Annotated in this window: 14 protein-coding genes; 5 read left to right on the forward strand and 9 right to left on the reverse strand. The window is 62.7% G+C overall.

Annotated elements, in window-relative coordinates:
• Nucleotides 1-127: 127 nt before the first annotated feature.
• On the reverse strand, nucleotides 128-685 hold the full coding sequence (locus Q4S41_RS19765; protein WP_305032859.1) for a GNAT family N-acetyltransferase: 558 nt from the start codon (nucleotides 683-685) through the stop codon (nucleotides 128-130).
• Between the two features lie 336 nt (nucleotides 686-1,021).
• Here Q4S41_RS19765 and Q4S41_RS19770 point away from each other — a divergent pair, with 336 nt between their 5' ends.
• Both Q4S41_RS19770 and Q4S41_RS19775 read left to right on the forward strand, forming a co-directional pair.
• Entirely contained in the window at nucleotides 1,022-1,951 is a 930-nt protein-coding gene (locus Q4S41_RS19770) for a hypothetical protein (protein ID WP_305032860.1), read from the forward strand.
• 53 nt (nucleotides 1,952-2,004) lie between these two features.
• A complete protein-coding gene (locus tag Q4S41_RS19775) occupies nucleotides 2,005-2,436 on the forward strand; it encodes a hypothetical protein (RefSeq protein WP_305032861.1) in 432 nt (143 codons plus the stop codon).
• 95 nt (nucleotides 2,437-2,531) lie between these two features.
• On the opposite strand, the gene Q4S41_RS19780 is transcribed toward Q4S41_RS19775, so the two are convergent.
• The 3 genes from Q4S41_RS19780 to Q4S41_RS19790 form a co-directional block, all read right to left on the reverse strand.
• Nucleotides 2,532-4,442: an ABC-F family ATP-binding cassette domain-containing protein gene (locus Q4S41_RS19780; protein ID WP_305032862.1), complete on the reverse strand. Its 1,911-nt coding sequence runs from the start codon at nucleotides 4,440-4,442 to the stop codon at nucleotides 2,532-2,534.
• 144 nt (nucleotides 4,443-4,586) lie between these two features.
• Complete coding sequence (locus tag Q4S41_RS19785; RefSeq protein ID WP_305032863.1) at nucleotides 4,587-5,570, reverse strand: T9SS type A sorting domain-containing protein; 984 nt, start codon at nucleotides 5,568-5,570, stop codon at nucleotides 4,587-4,589.
• A 187-nt stretch (nucleotides 5,571-5,757) separates the two neighbouring features.
• Entirely contained in the window at nucleotides 5,758-8,445 is a 2,688-nt protein-coding gene (locus tag Q4S41_RS19790; protein ID WP_305032864.1) for a hypothetical protein, read from the reverse strand.
• Between the two features lie 163 nt (nucleotides 8,446-8,608).
• Between Q4S41_RS19790 and Q4S41_RS19795 the strand changes: the two genes are divergently transcribed.
• Both Q4S41_RS19795 and Q4S41_RS19800 read left to right on the forward strand, forming a co-directional pair.
• Nucleotides 8,609-9,172, forward strand: a complete 564-nt coding sequence (locus tag Q4S41_RS19795; protein ID WP_305032865.1) for a DUF1572 family protein — start codon at nucleotides 8,609-8,611, stop codon at nucleotides 9,170-9,172.
• Nucleotides 9,169-9,855 carry a 2'-5' RNA ligase family protein gene (locus tag Q4S41_RS19800; RefSeq protein WP_305032866.1) on the forward strand — a complete coding sequence of 229 codons (687 nt, stop codon included), beginning with the start codon at nucleotides 9,169-9,171 and terminating at the stop codon, nucleotides 9,853-9,855. The genes Q4S41_RS19795 and Q4S41_RS19800 overlap by 4 nt, the downstream gene beginning before the upstream one ends.
• Before the next feature lie 134 nt (nucleotides 9,856-9,989).
• Here Q4S41_RS19800 and Q4S41_RS19805 read toward each other — a convergent pair whose 3' ends face one another.
• From Q4S41_RS19805 to Q4S41_RS19820, 4 genes are all read right to left on the reverse strand, one after another.
• The gene (locus tag Q4S41_RS19805) at nucleotides 9,990-10,622 is read right to left on the reverse strand and encodes a DNA-3-methyladenine glycosylase family protein (protein WP_305032867.1); all 633 of its coding nucleotides are present in this window, start codon (nucleotides 10,620-10,622) and stop codon (nucleotides 9,990-9,992) included.
• Nucleotide 10,623: 1 nt separating this feature from the next.
• Nucleotides 10,624-11,310, reverse strand: a complete 687-nt coding sequence (locus tag Q4S41_RS19810; protein WP_305032868.1) for a metallophosphoesterase family protein — start codon at nucleotides 11,308-11,310, stop codon at nucleotides 10,624-10,626.
• A 48-nt stretch (nucleotides 11,311-11,358) separates the two neighbouring features.
• Entirely contained in the window at nucleotides 11,359-12,630 is a 1,272-nt protein-coding gene (locus tag Q4S41_RS19815; protein ID WP_305032869.1) for a cation:proton antiporter, read from the reverse strand.
• A gap of 173 nt (nucleotides 12,631-12,803) precedes the next feature.
• A complete protein-coding gene (locus Q4S41_RS19820) occupies nucleotides 12,804-13,850 on the reverse strand; it encodes a threonine aldolase family protein (RefSeq protein WP_305032870.1) in 1,047 nt (348 codons plus the stop codon).
• A gap of 243 nt (nucleotides 13,851-14,093) precedes the next feature.
• On the opposite strand from Q4S41_RS19820, the gene Q4S41_RS19825 reads away from it, so the two are divergent.
• Nucleotides 14,094-14,510, forward strand: coding sequence for a hypothetical protein (locus tag Q4S41_RS19825; protein WP_305032905.1), 417 nt, complete (start codon nucleotides 14,094-14,096; stop codon nucleotides 14,508-14,510).
• 156 nt (nucleotides 14,511-14,666) lie between these two features.
• Here the strand turns inward: Q4S41_RS19825 and Q4S41_RS19830 are convergent, their stop codons facing one another.
• The gene (locus Q4S41_RS19830; RefSeq protein WP_305032871.1) at nucleotides 14,667-15,170 is read right to left on the reverse strand and encodes a metallophosphoesterase family protein; all 504 of its coding nucleotides are present in this window, start codon (nucleotides 15,168-15,170) and stop codon (nucleotides 14,667-14,669) included.
• Nucleotides 15,171-15,216 lie beyond the last annotated feature (46 nt).

The raw sequence follows: 15,216 nt of genomic DNA on the forward strand, positions 1-15,216 counted from the left end.
GTGTGTAGTCAGGACAACAAACCCGTTATTGACGGCTTTAAACATCAGCATTTAGCAGTTCTCTATCCACATCTTAAACTTACGGCAGGTGCCAGCTTCGTTTGGCGCCCGCCGTATCACTGCCCAATCATCGGTTGGCGGTGCAGAGCAGCGAGTAGTATACCGTGTCCAGAAATTTGCCCTTCCAAAGCTCATTTTCACGAAAAAATCCTTCCTGCACAAATCCCGCACGTTTTAACACCTGCGCCGAAGCAGTGTTCCGTGGGTCGATGACCCCTTCCACCGAATGCAGGTGCAGCGTATCAAACCCATATTTGAGAACAGCCGCAACCGCTTCCTGCATAAATCCCTGGCCTTGGTGGGCGGGGTGTAGCATGTAGCCAATTTCGGCCCGGTGGTGCTCGGGCTGCAGGCGGTAGTAGCCAATGGTACCGATGATGTCGGCCGCCGAACGCAAGGCGATGCCCCAGTTGAGCAGCTCGTTCCGGCCCATGGCATCGTTCACCGTGTCAATGAAGGCGGCAGAGTCGGCTACCGACGTCGCTAGGGGCCGGGGAATGTATTGCATCACCTGCGGGTCGGAGCGTATGGCAAACAGTGCCGGCGCGTCGGCGCTGGTCAGCTGGCGCAGCGTTAGGCGCTCAGTGCGGAGGGTCGGAAAGGGGGCAAAATCAAAGGTGAGCATGGGGTGAAAACTCGAAGCAGGAAATGATGGGGCTTGGGTGGCAACGATGCGGAAGCCAAACGCAGCTGAACTCAATACCGAAATCAGAGCAAATCAGGTTTTTAGCATTGTATCATCCCAGCGGCTTTTGAGTGTTAGTATTGACCGGGGTAGGCTAGGGCATGCCCAAGGGCCCGCAAGCGGTGGGCTACCAGCAGGCGAAGGGAAGGAGACACATGGGGCGAAAGGTACGCCTGCCGCCCTTTTTCTGCCCCCGAAAGCATGCCCGCTACCGCCTTACATTTGAGCTGAAACCTGACCTCCCTTGCTGCCTTGAAGCCTTCCCGAACCCGGACCTTGCTTATCGGATTAGCCGCGGGCGTGGCTTATGCCTTTTTGGCGATGCTGGTGGTGTCGGCCAACAAGAAAGGCGTTTCGCTGACGTACATCTACGTGCTGCCGCTCATCCTGGGGGCCATTCCCGCGCTGTTTTCGACGCGGGAGCAGCTGCAAGCCTACAAAGACTACCTGCTGCTGCCGTGGGGCATCGTGCTGACCTTCTTTTTCCTGTGCTTCATCAACGGCTTCGAGGGCATGATTTGCCTGGTCATCATCATCGGGCCTTTTCTCTTGCTCGGCACCCTCGGGGCTTTGATATTCCGCCTGCTGAAGCTGCGCGATGCCGGCGGCGGCACGCGGCTCTACGCCTCGTTGCTGCTGCCTGTTCTGGCGCTGTTAGCAGAAAGCTTCAGCCACCCCGTCGACCAGTTTCACACGGTAGCCACCTCGGTGCGCATCAAGGCCAGCCGGGCGCAGGTGTGGGCCAATATTCGAAACGTGCGAAGCATTCAGCCCGGGGAAATTGCCCCGCACTTTGTGCACCTCATCGGCGTGCCCAAGCCGCTGGACGGCGCCCTCGACCACGACGGCATTGGCGGCATCCGGCGCATTACCTGGGAGAAAGGCATCCGGTTTCAGGAGCGCATCACGGCCTGGCACGACAGCACGGGCTTCGCCTACGACATCGACGTGGACCCCGCCTCCATTCCGCCCACCACGCTCGACGAGCACGTGATGATTGGCGGGGAGTATTTCGACGTGGTGCGCGGCAGCTACGCCCTGGTACCGGCGGGGGCGGGACACTACCGGGTCACGCTCACCTGCACCTACCGCATCACCACCAACCTGCCCACCTACAGCCGCTGGTGGGCCGATTTCGTGCTCAATGATTTCAACGCGATGATTCTGGAAGTCATCCAACACCGCAGCGAACAACCGGCTGCGTGATGAGCCGGCGACGGCCCCGCACCTGCATTCTACTACCCCCAACGACCATTAAAATGATACAGCCAGGACATTGGAAAGGGCAATACACGTTCGGTAACCCCGCGCACAACAAGCTGAGGGGCTTTGAACTGACGACGTTTTACATCGACATCACCAGCGTGGATGGTCATCAGTTTTCCGGCACGGTGGAGGACGACCTGTCAACCGGCGGCACCGAAGGCATTGGAGAGATTACCGGAAAAGTGAGCGGCGATTTTATCGAATTTGTGAAGCAGATGCCGGTAAAGACGGTGATTGAGGCAGACGGCCGCCGAAGCACCTACAACAAGAAGCACCGCAAGCTCTATTACTCCGGCAAAATGGCCGCCGATGGAAAATCAATCAGCGGAAGCTGGCGGTTTAGGTCTGAGCTTATCTGGGTCGGCCTGGTTCCGCACGTATCAGAGCCGGTGGGAGGAACGTGGAGCATGGCACTAGTGGGATAGAAAACAAGCCGGCTCACAACGCAAAAGCCCCTCTCAGCGCCTCGGCGCTGAGAGGGGCTTTTGCGTTGTGAGCCGGCCGCCTTACGGTTGGCTAGTTAAACTTCCGCCAGCATTTCCCACCGGTCGTTCAGCTGCGCCAATTCCTTTTTCACCTGCTCAAATTTCACCGTCGCGTCTTTCAGCTGCGACGCATTTTCGTAGATTTTTGGGTCAGCGAGTTGCTTTTCGTAGCCGGCTAATTCCTTTTCCAGCGTGTCGATTTTGGCTTCTACTTCGGCCAACTCCTTGAGGGCTTTTTTCTGGTCAGGCGACGACGTTTTGGCGGGCGCGGCGTCGGCTTTTTTCTCTTCTTTGGGTTGGGGCTTGGGGGCCGAGGGGCTGGGCAAGCCGGCTTTCTTAGCGGCCTTCTCGCGGTCTTCCATCCACTGCTCGTACTCGTTGTAGGTGCCGGGGTACTCCTTCAGTTGGAAGTCCTCGATGTACCAGATTTTGGTGGCCACGTTTTCCACAAAATACCGGTCGTGGCTGATGACGATGAAGGTGCCTTCGTACTGCTCCAGGGCCTGAATCAGGATGTTTACCGATACCATGTCCAAGTGGTTGGTCGGTTCGTCGAGTAGCAGGAAGTTGGCTTCCGAAATCAAGGTTTTGGCCAGGGCTACGCGGCTTTTTTCGCCGCCACTGAGGACTTTGATTTTCTTGAAAACCTCCTCGCCCGTGAACAGGAACGAACCCAGCACCGAGCGCAATTCCATGTCGTTGCGCTTCGAGCCGGCCTCGCTCATCTCCTGCAAAATCTCGTTGTCGAGCGTCAGCGACTCCAACTGGTGCTGGGCGTAGAACGACATAATCACGTTGTGGCCCAGCTGGTGCTTGCCCGCCGTGGGCGCCTCAGTGCCGGCCACTAGGCGCATAAGCGTCGATTTGCCTTTGCCGTTGGCCCCGATGAGGGCGATTTTGTCGCCCCGCTCGATGTGCACGTTGGTGTCGCGGAAAATCAGCTTCTGGTCGTATTTCTTCGTCACGTGCTCCATGCGGAGGATGTGGCGGCCGGGCTCCACCTTGAAGGTGAACTTCATGTTGATTTTAGCCGCGTCCTGGGCCACGTCCTCAATGCGCTCCAGCTTGTCCAGCGCCTTCACGCGGCTCTGGGCCTGCTTGGCTTTGCTGGCCTTGGCCTTGAAGCGCTCAATGAACCGCTCGGCCTGCCGAATCTGGGCCTGCTGGTTCTCAAAAGCGCCCTTCTGAATGAGGTTGCGCTCTTCTTTTTCTTCGAGATAGTAGCTGTAGTTGCCAGCGTAGGGCACCAGTTTGCCGCCCAGCACTTCCACCGTGGTATTGGTGGTGCGGTCGAGGAAAGCCCGGTCGTGGCTCACGATGATAACGGCGCCCTCGTAGTCGGCCAGGTAGTTCTCAATCCACTTGATGGAGGGCAAATCCAGGTGGTTGGTCGGTTCGTCAAGGAGCAGGAGGGAGGGCTGCTGGAGCAGAATTTTGGCCAGCATTACGCGCATGCGCCAGCCGCCCGAGAAGCTTTTCAGCGGCTTTTGCAGCTCCTCGGTGGTGAAGCCCAGGCCTTCGAGAATTTCCTCGGCGCGGGCCTGCATGGTATAGCCGCCCAGCGACTCAAACCGCTCCTGCATAGCGGCCAGCTTGTCGATGAGGTCATCCGAATAATCGGTTTCGAACAGCACCAGCAGGTCGTCAATCTTCTTCTGCAGCTCCAGCGCTTCTTCGAAAGCCTGCATGGCCACGTGCAGAATGCTTTCGTGCGTGTCGTAGCTCAGCAAATCCTGGTTGAGGAAGCCCAGGCTCACGTCCTTGGCCATCGAAATCGAACCGCCGTCGGCCTTGTACTCGCCCACCAGCAGGCGTAGCAGCGTCGATTTGCCGGTGCCGTTGAGGCCGATGAGGCCAATTTTGTCCTTGGGCTTAATGTGCAGGCTGGCGTTGTCGTACAGCGTGCGGGAGCCGAAGTGGAAGTCGAGGTCGGAAATGGAAATCATAGAGTCGGGGTATTCAAGGGCAAAGGTACGGCCCGGGGCGCGGTATATGCCGCCGGGCCCAACCGATTTGAACGATTACAGGTTCACAAAAAATCCCCGCAGCACCGGCTGCGGGGATTTTCAACGGATGGAAAGACGACGGGCTTAATGCTTCACCACCTTGAGGGTGCGGGTGCGGGCGCCGTCCTGGTAGCGAGCCAGGTAAAGGCCGGCGGCCAGGTTTTCGAGGTCGAAGCGGGCTTCGCGGTTGCGCACGGGCGCCGTTTGCACGGTGCGGCCGGTGCGGTCGAGCAGCTGCACGGTGGCGGCGGCGCTGGCCTCGGCGGGCGCCTGCACGGTGAGGAAGCTGGCGGCGGGGTTCGGGAAGACGCTCACGGCCAGGCTGGGGTCGTTGCCGGGCCGCGTGGCCGACAGGGTGGAATTGATGCTGACGCCCATGACGTTGAGGGCGCCCGTGGTCGCGGTTTTGCCGATGCTCACGCTCTGGATGGTCTTGCTGGCGTTGGCGGCCGCCAGCGTTAAGCGGAATTCGTAGAGGCGCGGGTCGGTAGTGCTGTTTTGGATGACGTTGTTGTCGCGGCCCACCCGGCCGAAGCCCCGCAGCGCGATGTTAGTGGTGCCCGAAAACCAGTCGGCCGCCGATAGCCCCGTGAATACCTGCGTGGTGCCATCTGTGAAATTGACCGTGGCCGTGAAGGCGCTGGCTCCGTTGCCCGAGGTGGCCAGCAGGTACACATCCGTGGCGGCCCGTGGCGTAGTCAGCGTCAGGGCGCCCGTGCCTACGCCGTTGATGCGGAGCGAGTTGTTGGCTGTATAAGAGGCGAATTGGAACGTGAGGCCGCTGGTGGTGGCGCTGGTAAAGAGGCCGGTGTTCGGCAGGAACGAGGTAGGCGCCACGCCGGTCGAGCCAATGAATGTGGACGTCATGAAGTTGAAGCGGTTGCCCACGGCGCCGCCGTCCACATCGTCGGTGGTGGACGAAATGACGGTGCCGGCGCCATCGGCCACCACATCGGCATTATAACCCGTTACAGCGACGGGCATCAGTGTCGCGTGGGCGGCCGGCAGGGTGCCCAAGCCCAACGTGAGCAGTGCCAAAGTGCGAAGGGAAGTAAAGGTGTTGCGCATAAAAAATGAAGAAGGTGAAGAGAAAGCGGGTGAAAAAGGGAAACAGCCAAATATAGGCCAGGCAGCGTTGCGGGCCAATTAATCGTTTAAGCTTTTAGTTGGAATTGCTATAAAACGTCATGCCGAGTGCAGCCGAGGCATGACGTTCTGGAGAAAGCTGTTGGATGGCTTCGACAGCCCGCCCGGCCTACTTTGGCAGCGGGGCTTCGTCTTTGCTCTCGCTTAGCTTCTGGGCCAGCTTCTGGGGCACGCCCACGTTGTCGAACAAGCCGCTCACCACCCCCTGGCGCCAGAGCGTGAACACCGAAAAGCGAGGCTCGCGCTTCGAAATCATCTTGCCCGTCACCAACTCGCCGCGCTTGCGTGGGTTCTGGTCGCGGATGACCACGACGTTCACGGCCTTCGAAATGACGCGTTTGATGAGCGTCTTTTTGATTTCTTCCTGCTTGTAACCCAGTAGTTCCAACTGCAGGCCCGAGTACTGGGCCCACATGGTGCCGGTGGTGCCCTGGCGGTTGGCCTGCATGTCGAAGCGAATCCGTTGCACGTCGCCCTTTTTAAACTCAACCAGCCGGGTGGGCACCGTCATCGAGTTCAGGATGTTGAATGGACCGGCGCCGAAGGCGCCCCATACGCGGTGCTGGCCGTTGGGGTCGAGCAGGTACATCGACACCTGGGCATCGAGCCGGACGCGGTTTTGCAGGTAAGTGGTGGCCCGGCCGGTGAGGGGCGTGGCCCTGGTCTGGCGCTTAGGGTCGTTGCTCAGGTTGAGGAAATAGCCGGTGAAGCGGTTGATGGCCATGGTGCCCGGGATGGGCGTGAGGGGGCTGCGATACCACGAAGAGAGGTTGCCGCCCACGATATCGAGCCGGCGCACGTCGACTATCATGGGCAGTTTGCGCATTTCCTCGGGCGAAATCTTGGACAGGTGGGGCGTGATGGGCCCGCGCCCGTCGGAGGAGATGTGCACCTGCGGGCGCGTGACCACCACGCGGGCGGCGCGCACATCGGCCCGCCGCACCAGGCCGGCAAAATCGAGCCCGCTGAAGTCCAGCGCCGGAATCTGGATGGCGATGGCCGCCACTTGGTAACCTTTGCGCAGGTTGATTTGGGCGGCGGTATAGCGGGGCTTAAGGTCGAGCTTCTCGAAGTGGAAGGTGTGCGCGTCGGTATCGAGGCGGGTGCGCTGGCTGTGCGCCCGGTAAAAGGGCGGGTCGAACGGCGCCGAAATGCGCCCCGACGAGCCGCGCCAAGCCCGTGCATAAATGATGCGGCTGGGCGTGAGGGCCGCCAGTGAGTCGATACGCAGGCCGCGGGCGGTGAGGTTAATGTCGCGGATTTTGGGCGAGTGGCGCAGGCCGCCAATCTGTAAAAAGCTGCGCTGCACACGCAGCTCGGCCACATCGGTACGGCGCACAGCTTTGGCCAGCAGCTTCCACACCGGCGGAGGCGGCGTCTTCGGAGGCGTGAAAATCAGCCGCCCGCCCGCCAGCACCACCGAGGAGGCCCGCAGCTGCCGCTGGCGCTGCAGCGTTGCCGCGTCGAGCCCGCGCACGGCCAGGCTGGGCAGCGTCAGGTCGACGCGCACACCGCCGGGCTTGCCCTGGCCCGGCGCCGGGGGCCGCACGCGCACCCCGTGCAGGTCGAAGGTGCCCGCCGTGGTCGACAGTTTCAGGCCGGCAAGGCTGATGGCGTGCGCGGCCACGCGGGCCTGGCTGCGGCCCACGGCCACCTGCCAGGCTTTGGCAAACAGCAACCACCGCCCGCCCGTAGTGCCGGCCGAATCGACGTGCAGCCCCGTGCCGCTCACCGCAATGCCGCGCACGATGGCGTTAAGCTGGTCATCGGCCAGATGAAAGTACCCGCGCTGCACCACCACATGCGTCAGGTCGAGGCCGCGCACGTAGCGGGATAGTTCCGACACGCCGCCGGACTTGCCGGCGGGTGGCACCAGCGTCAGACGGGCATCTTGGAGCAGCAGCGAATCGGCCCGCAGCTGGTGGCGGTGCTGCAGGCGGGCGGCGCTTAGGCCGGTTAGCCGCAGGCGCGGCAGACTCAGGTTCACCCGGGCCGCCTGGCCGGGCGGTGTACCATCGGGCCGGATTTGCAGCGAGTCGAGTTGGATTTCCTCGTCTTCGGTGGAAAGTGTAAGGCTTTTGGCGGCCAAGCGGTGGCCCTGTGCCTGGGCTCGGGCCTGCAGCAACTGCAGGTTCCAGGCGGCGGCGTAGGCCACGCGCTGGGTGTCGGCGGCGCCGGCCGGGCTGATGCGCAGGTCGCGGGCGCTCAGGTCGGCCCGTTGAAATTGCGCGGTGAGGTGGCCGCTGGGGGCGTAGTTGGCTTGCGTGTGCAGCAGGCCGAGGTAGCCGATTTCCAGCCCCTTTATTTTCAGCGGCAGCCGCTCGTGCAAAGGCTTGCCGGCGTTGCGCGTGGGCTTGGTGGCCAGGGCCAGCACCTCAATGCGCGCCGAATCGAGGACCACGCTATCAATCGGGACCACGCTTTTGCGCAGCAGCGCCAGCAGGCCGATGCCCGTGAGGTGCAGCCGGGCGGCGTCGAGGCGCACGCGGGGCAGGGTGTCGGCCACCTGCGCGGCGGGGCGCAGGCGCACGCCCTGCAGCCGGATGGCGCGCTGCCACAGGTTGGTTTCCAGCTTGTTGATGCGCAGCTGGTACTGGCCATGCGTTTGGGTAGTCACCTGCTTTTCGAGCTTTTGACGCAGCCAGGGGGCCAGAAAGTGCTGCACCACTAGGACCAGTGCCAGCAGCAACCCGCAAATTCCCAGCAGCCACCACAGCCAGCGGTGGCGCGGGCCCGGCGCGGCCGGGGGCGGCGTGGCGGGCGGCGAAGAACTTACGGGGGGAAATGTTTCAGGCACGATGCTTCAGGTCAAGAGTGGCGTAACGCTAAAACAACCGGCTGGGGTTGGGCCGCGGGGCGGGTTATCGATGGAGAATGCCGTTTTGCCGACCAGCAGGTTCTGCGATATAGATAAGTTCCAACGCGGGCTGGTGTTTGGCGGCGGCCCGTACATTTGGGTTATGCCTACTTCCTCTGCTCCCGACGCCGTGGGCGCCGCGCTGCTGGCCTCGTTTCGCCACAGCTTCCAGCAATATAAAAGCCTGGCCGACTGCGCCCTGGCCCAACTCAGCGACGCCGAGTGGCTGCACCAGCCGGCGCCGGGCGCCAACAGCGCCGCCGTCATCGTGCAGCACATGGCCGGCAACCTGCGCTCCCGCTTCACCCATTTCCTGACTTCCGACGGCGAAAAACCCACCCGCCGGCGCGACCAGGAGTTCGAGGAGCCGGCGTCTGAGGCGGCCATCGCCCCGTTAAAGGAGGAGTGGAAAGCCGCCTGGCGGGTGCTGTTTGAGCTACTGGATGAGCTGCAGCCCGCCGACCTGCTGGCCACCGTCACCATTCGGGGCGAGGCGCACACGGTGCTGGCCGCCGTGCAGCGGCAGGTGGCCCATTACGCCTATCACAGCGGCCAGCTCGTACAGCTGGCCAAACACCTGCGGGGCGACGCCTTCCCGTCGCTCAGTATTCCACGGGGCCAGAGCGCGCAGTTCAACCAGCAAATGGCCCAAAAACCCACTTCATGACGCTAAACCCCCACGGCAAGCTGCGCGCCGAGCACGCGCACCCGGCACCCGTCTACCCCGCGCTGCTCCGCCACAAACCCGCCAACCCGCCCTATCCCGACGCCGAAAACGAACCCGCCAGCCCCATGCTCGCCATTACTTCCCTGCTTAGCCCGCCGCACACGCTGCGCATCAACAACATCATCAAAAGCCTAGAAGAAAAATTCGGCCTCGACGACGTGCAGGCCACCCTCGACCCGCACCTGACCTACCAGCTGGCCGGCGTGAAGAAACTGCAATCGCTGAAAGAAGTGCTGGCCGATGTGGCGGCCCGCACCGCGCCGTTTCCGGCTTTCACCACCGGCTTGGGCGTGTTTCCGGGCGAGCGGCCGGTTATCTACATCCCCGTGCTGCGCTCCGATGCGCTCAATGCCCTGCACCAGCGTATTCTGCAAGCCACGGCCCCGCTGTGCCTGCGCACCGACAAATTCAGCGGGCCCGACTGCTGGCTGCCGCACATCTCGCTGGCCCTGCACGACACTTCCGCCGACCTGCTCGGCCCCGTCCTCGCCTATCTCAACCAGGAAACCTACAACCTCAAAATCATCATCGACAACCTCGCCATTCTGCGCCAAGAAGGCGAGCTGTTCGTGAAGGAGGAGGTTTTTAAAATGGGCGAGAAAGTGCTGGGGTTAGCAGGGTAGTGGGCCAATGAAGAACGTCATGCTGAGCGCAGCCGAAGCATCTCTACCGCAAGTGTAAATAATTACTTAAACGGTAGAGATGCTTCGGCTGCGCTCAGCATGACGGGCTTTTTAACCCGCCCACTCACCACAATCTACACCGTTGGTGGAATCTGGGTGCCCTCATCCAAGCTCTGCCACAAATACTTGCAGGCCAGCGTGCGGTAGGGCCGCCAAGCCTCCGCAATAACGAGCATGCGCTTTTGCAGCGCCCGGCCGGTTTCCTCCAGCCCGTAGAGGCGGCGCATGGCGTTTTGCACGCCCAGGTCGCCTTCCGAAAATACGTCGGGCTGGTCGAGGGCAAACATTTGCAGCATCTGGGCCGTCCAGCGGCCCACGCCCTTGATGGCGGTGAGGTGCTGGGTGAAAGCCTCTTCCGAAAGGCTGGTGAGGTGCTCGTAGTCGAGCAGGCCCCGCTCGTTGTATTCAGCAATGGCCTTGAGGTAGCCGGCCTTCTGGCGCGAAAGGCCCACGGCGCGCAGCTCGTCTTCGGTCAGGGCCAGCACTTCGCGCGGCTCGGGGTAGCCCTCCGGCGGGAAAAGCGACTGAAACCGCTTCCAGATGGCGGCCGCCGCTTTGGTCGAAATCTGCTGGCTCACGATAGCGCGCAGCAGCGCCAGGTACAGGTCTTCGTGGGGCCGGGGGGGAATGTCGCGGCCCTTGGCAATGACGCCGGCCAACAGCGGGTCGGCGGCGCTCAGGTGTGTGATGGCGGCTTGGTTGAGCATATTAATAAATATTACGATAGATGGCCCGGGGCATTTCCAGCAAATCCTGCGGGAAAACCGGAATCAAAACAATGTCCAGCACGGCGCCGGTGGGGGAGAGGCGCACGCCCGTGAGGTTGCCCCCAAACACCGCGCCCGTATCGATGTACAAAGTATTGGAGGCCTTGTCGAACACCGGCTCGGCCTTTTCCAGCGGCGTGTGGCCCACTACCTGCAGCTGGTCGAGGCGCCGCAGCGGGCCGCGCGCCCACAGCAGCCCGTCGGAGCTGTCGGGGTCGTAGGCGAATTCGGACGGGCTGATGCCAGCGTGGCTCACCAACACGTGCTCGTTTTGCCAGAGCAGGGGCCGCTGTTGCAGCCAGGGCAGGTGCCGGGCCAGCAGGTCGGGCCGGGCGCGGTATTGGTCGGTGGTGCTGCGGCCGCCCCATTTCAGCCAGCCGGGGTAGGGGCCGTGGGGGGCGTAGTGGTGCAGCATGGCATCCTCGTGGTTGCCCATGAGGAAGGTCGTCGTGTCGGGGTATTTTTCGTTCAACTCCCGGGCCAGCTCCACGGTGGCCGGCGAGTGGGCGCCGCGGTCCACCAGGTCGCCTACCTGGATGAGTTGGTCGGTGGCCGGGTCCCAGCGCTTCAGCAATTCCTGAAACGTATGGAAGCAGCCGTGCACGTCGCCGATGATAAACAGATTCATGCCCTGGCTAACGTTAAAAAAAGGGCGAAGGGTCCCGCATCGCCTGGCTTAATGCTGGGGCTCCGGGGCCGGCTGACCCACGCCCAGCCAACGCACCAGCGGCCCGATGGTGAGTCCCTGGCCCACAATCGAAAAAACCACCACCACGTAGGTGATGCCCACCAGCAGCTCGCGGGGCATGCTGGCCGGCAGGCTCAGGGCCAGCGCCACCGACAGCCCGCCCCGCAGCCCGCCCCAGGTGAGCACGGCCACGCCGTGGTCGGAAGGCCGGAAAGAGGGCAGCAGGCGCAGAAACACCATGGGCAGCCACACCGAAACCAGCCGCGCCGCCAGCACCACCCCAATGGCCGCGCAGCCCGTCAGCACCGTGCGCCCGGGCAGGTGCAGCACCAGCACTTCCAGGCCCATCAGCACGAAAAGCAGGGCGTTCAATACCTCGTCCATCAGCTCCCAAAACTTATCCACGTAGTCCTGCGACTCGTGCGAGAGCGTGCCCCCGCTGCGGCTGAAATGGCCCACCAGCAAGCCCGCCATCACCATGGCCAGCGGCCCCGAGGTGTGCAGGCGGGTGGCCAGCGCCGTGCCGCCCGCCACCACGGCCAGCGTCAGCAGCACCTCCACCTGGTAGTTGTCGATGGTGCGCAGCAGCCAGGCCGTGCCCAGCCCCAGCGCGGTGCCTAGGGCCAGGCCGCCCAGGGTTTCGCGGGCAAAAACGCTGAGCGCATGCGTCAGGGTGAAGTCCTTCGGGCCCATCAGGGCCACTTCCAGCGTCACCACAAACAGCACCACGCCCACCCCGTCGTTGAAAAGCGACTCGCCAATAACTTTGGTTTCCAACGATTTGGAAATGTTGGCTTTGGTCAGAATGCTGAGCACCGCAATGGGGTCGGTGGGCGAAATCAAGGCTCCAAACAGCAGGCAGTAAATAAAGGGCGTGGGCAGCCCCAACACCGGCAGCAGCCCATACATGCACCCCGCCACCAGCGCCGCACTGATGGGCGTGCCCACCAGCGCCAGCACACCCACCGGCAGCCGCAGCCGGCCCAGGCGCCGGGCATCCACGTGAATGGCGCCCGCAAACAGTAGGAAGCCCAGCATCACCTGCATTACAATGGTGCTGAAATCAAGCTTGTTGACTAGCGCCGCCAGCTCCAGCACCGGCCGCACGTTGAATTGCGCCAGCCCCACCAGCCCCAACGACGCCGCCAGCCCCAGCACCATCAGCCCAATGGCGGGCGGCATCCGCAAAAAGCGGTGGTTGAGGTAGGCAAAAACGGCTGCCGTGACCAGCAGCAAGGCCAGCGCATTGTAGAGTTCCATGGGCAATGGGTGAATGAGGTTGAATTGGTGAAGACAATCCGGCCTGTCATCCTCCATCTCGCGTCCGCGCAGTACGCGCAGTAAAGGACCTTCTCACGCTTGAACGGATTGTTCTGACGTGAGAAGGTCCTTCGCTGCGCGGACGCGAGATGGAGGATGACAGGCCGGATTGTTCATTCACTCATTGACGAAAGTGCCGCTTCCACGCGCGCTACGCCAGCATCGTCCACGTCCAGGTGCGTCACGAAGCGTATCCACTGCGGCCCGAAGCTGCTGGCCCGAATGCCCTGCCGTTCCAGCGTGGCCAGGAATTCGGCGGCCGGCTGCGTGTCAGCTAGCCGGAAAATGACGAGGTTGGTTTCCGGGTTCAGCACCTCGGCCACGTAGGGCTGCGCGCGCAGAGCGTCGGCCAGGCGGGTGGCGCGGCGGTGGTCGTCGGCCAAGCGCTCCACGTTGTTTTCCAAGGCATAAATGCCCGCCGCGGCCAAGAAACCGGCCTGCCGCCAGCCCCCGCCCATCACTTTCCGAATGCGCTTGCACTTCTTGATAAACGCCGCCGAACCCAGCAGCACCGAGCCCACCGGCGTGCCCAACCCCTTGCTCAAACACACCGAAATCGAGTCGAAATACTGCCCGTAGTCCTCGCTATGCTGCCCCGTGGCCACCAGCGCGTTGAAAATGCGCGCCCCGTCCAGGTGGCGTGCAATGCCGTGCCGCTGCGCCACGTCGCTGATGGCCTGCAAGTCTTCCAGCGCGTAGCAGCTGCCGCCGCCGCGGTTGTGGGTGTTTTCGAGGCACACCAGCCGCGTGGTGGGGTAGTGCACGTTTTCGGGCCGGATGGCGGCCTCCACCTGCGCGGCAGTGAGGCGGCCCCGCTGGCCCGGCAGTAGCGCCACGCTCGCGCCGGAGTGAAAGGCAATGCCGCCCACTTCCCACAAATACACGTGGGCCGTTTGCTCGCAAATGACCTCGCTCAGCGGTTCGGTGTGGGCTTTGATGGCAATCTGGTTGGTCATGGTGCCCGAGGGGCAAAACAGGCCGGCTTCGAGGCCGAAGCGGGCGGCGGCCATCTCTTCCAAGCGGCGCACGGTAGGGTCTTCTTCGTACACATCGTCGCCCACCGGGGCGGCCACCATGGCCGCCAGCATAGCCGGCGAGGGCTTGGTCACGGTATCGGAACGCAGGTCGACAACGGGTTGCGTGGGGTTTTCGGTCGTCATGGCAAGCAGGGCAGTAAACGAGTTTTCGAAGGAAAAGAAGACGGAAAACGAGGCCCGGCACCGCACCGCGGCCCGGCCCCGGGCCGTTCTGCAACAAAAGTAGCCCCTGAAACGACGCCGCTGCCGCCCGGCGCCAAAAGCACAGTCATTCAGCAAAATGCCTCGTGGGCTTGCACTTTTGAAATGAAAGCGCTACTTTTGCCCTCCGTTTCGTAAGCCCTAGACTCTAATCATTCCGGCACCATGACCGTTACCCGCCTCAAGCGCAAGCACCGCAAGAACATTGCCCGTGCCAACAACAAGCAGCACATCATCAAGGAATTGCTCCGCACGCCCGTTCTCAAGAACGTGGACATCGAAGAGCTGAAGTCGCGCTTCCCCGCTACGGGCGTGACCGGTGCTGTGGCTGCCGTGAAAGAAACCGCCAGCAAAGCGGTTGACAAAGTGAAAGAAGTGGCCGACGCCGTAGCCCACAGCTCGGTAGTAGAGAAAGCCAAAGAAGTGGTGGCCGACGCCGTTGACAGCGTGAAGGAAGCCGTTTCGGGTTCCGAAGAGAAGGCCGAAAACGCCGCCAGCTTCGAAGATGCTGATGCCGTAACCAAGCCCGTCAACGAAGACGGCCAGGAAGGCGAGCACCCCAAGCCCGAAATCGCCCTGTAATTGATTGTTGCGGCCTTGGGCCGGCAGCTTTCGGTTTCCACGAGCCCCGTTGCCTGTTCCACAGGCGGCGGGGCTTGTTGGTTTTGGCGTCGGTGGGCCATCGGTCATTGCCACGGCCTGCGGCCTCGCAATGACCGGCGCCCACGTCCACCTGCCTCAGCCGGCCCGCTTGCCTAGCTCCACGGCCTGCAAATCCACCACCTTGCCGGCCTCGATGCCGAAGCGCAGCAGCGTGCGCACCTGATGGAAGCCGTGCCGCCCGGCCGCGCCGGGGTTGAGGTGGAGCAGGCCCAGCTTCTTGTCCGGCATCACCCGCAAAATATGCGAATGCCCCGTAATGAACAGGCCCGGCCGCGCCTCGGCCAGCAGGGGGCGGGCGGCCGGCGCGTAGTGTCCGGGGTAGCCGCCAATGTGCGTCATAAGCACGCGAAGCCCTTCAACCTCAAAGGATTGCGCCAATGGCTGGGTGCGCCGCACGTCCGTGCCGTCGATATTGCCGTACACGCCCCGAAAGCGCGGCGCCAAGGCCTGCAGTTCGTCCACCACGCGGGCATCGCCGAAATCGCCGGCGTGCCAGATTTCGTCGCAGCCGCGCAGATGATGCGCAATTCGGTCGTCGAGGTAGCCGTGGGTGTCGGAAAGCAGGCCGATGTGTGTCATGGCGCAAAGATGCGGCCGCCCGGCAAATCGGCCCGGCCCCGTATCT

Source organism: Hymenobacter convexus, assembly GCF_030580955.1.
Lineage (GTDB): Bacteria > Bacteroidota > Bacteroidia > Cytophagales > Hymenobacteraceae > Hymenobacter.

Bases quoted from the DNA above. Each gene is read 5' to 3' on its own strand.
- Q4S41_RS19785 (WP_305032863.1), bottom strand. From the start codon at position 5,570: ATGCGCAACACCTTTACTTCCCTTCGCACTTTGGCACTGCTCACGTTG.
- Q4S41_RS19825 (WP_305032905.1), top strand. From the start codon at position 14,094: ATGACCGTTACCCGCCTCAAGCGCAAGCACCGCAAGAACATTGCCCGT.
- Q4S41_RS19765 (WP_305032859.1), bottom strand. From the start codon at position 685: ATGCTCACCTTTGATTTTGCCCCCTTTCCGACCCTCCGCACTGAGCGC.
- Q4S41_RS19815 (WP_305032869.1), bottom strand. From the start codon at position 12,630: ATGGAACTCTACAATGCGCTGGCCTTGCTGCTGGTCACGGCAGCCGTT.
- Q4S41_RS19810 (WP_305032868.1), bottom strand. From the start codon at position 11,310: ATGAATCTGTTTATCATCGGCGACGTGCACGGCTGCTTCCATACGTTT.
- Q4S41_RS19830 (WP_305032871.1), bottom strand. From the start codon at position 15,170: ATGACACACATCGGCCTGCTTTCCGACACCCACGGCTACCTCGACGAC.
- Q4S41_RS19775 (WP_305032861.1), top strand. From the start codon at position 2,005: ATGATACAGCCAGGACATTGGAAAGGGCAATACACGTTCGGTAACCCC.
- Q4S41_RS19795 (WP_305032865.1), top strand. From the start codon at position 8,609: ATGCCTACTTCCTCTGCTCCCGACGCCGTGGGCGCCGCGCTGCTGGCC.
- Q4S41_RS19800 (WP_305032866.1), top strand. From the start codon at position 9,169: ATGACGCTAAACCCCCACGGCAAGCTGCGCGCCGAGCACGCGCACCCG.
- Q4S41_RS19820 (WP_305032870.1), bottom strand. From the start codon at position 13,850: ATGACGACCGAAAACCCCACGCAACCCGTTGTCGACCTGCGTTCCGAT.
- Q4S41_RS19780 (WP_305032862.1), bottom strand. From the start codon at position 4,442: ATGATTTCCATTTCCGACCTCGACTTCCACTTCGGCTCCCGCACGCTG.
- Q4S41_RS19805 (WP_305032867.1), bottom strand. From the start codon at position 10,622: ATGCTCAACCAAGCCGCCATCACACACCTGAGCGCCGCCGACCCGCTG.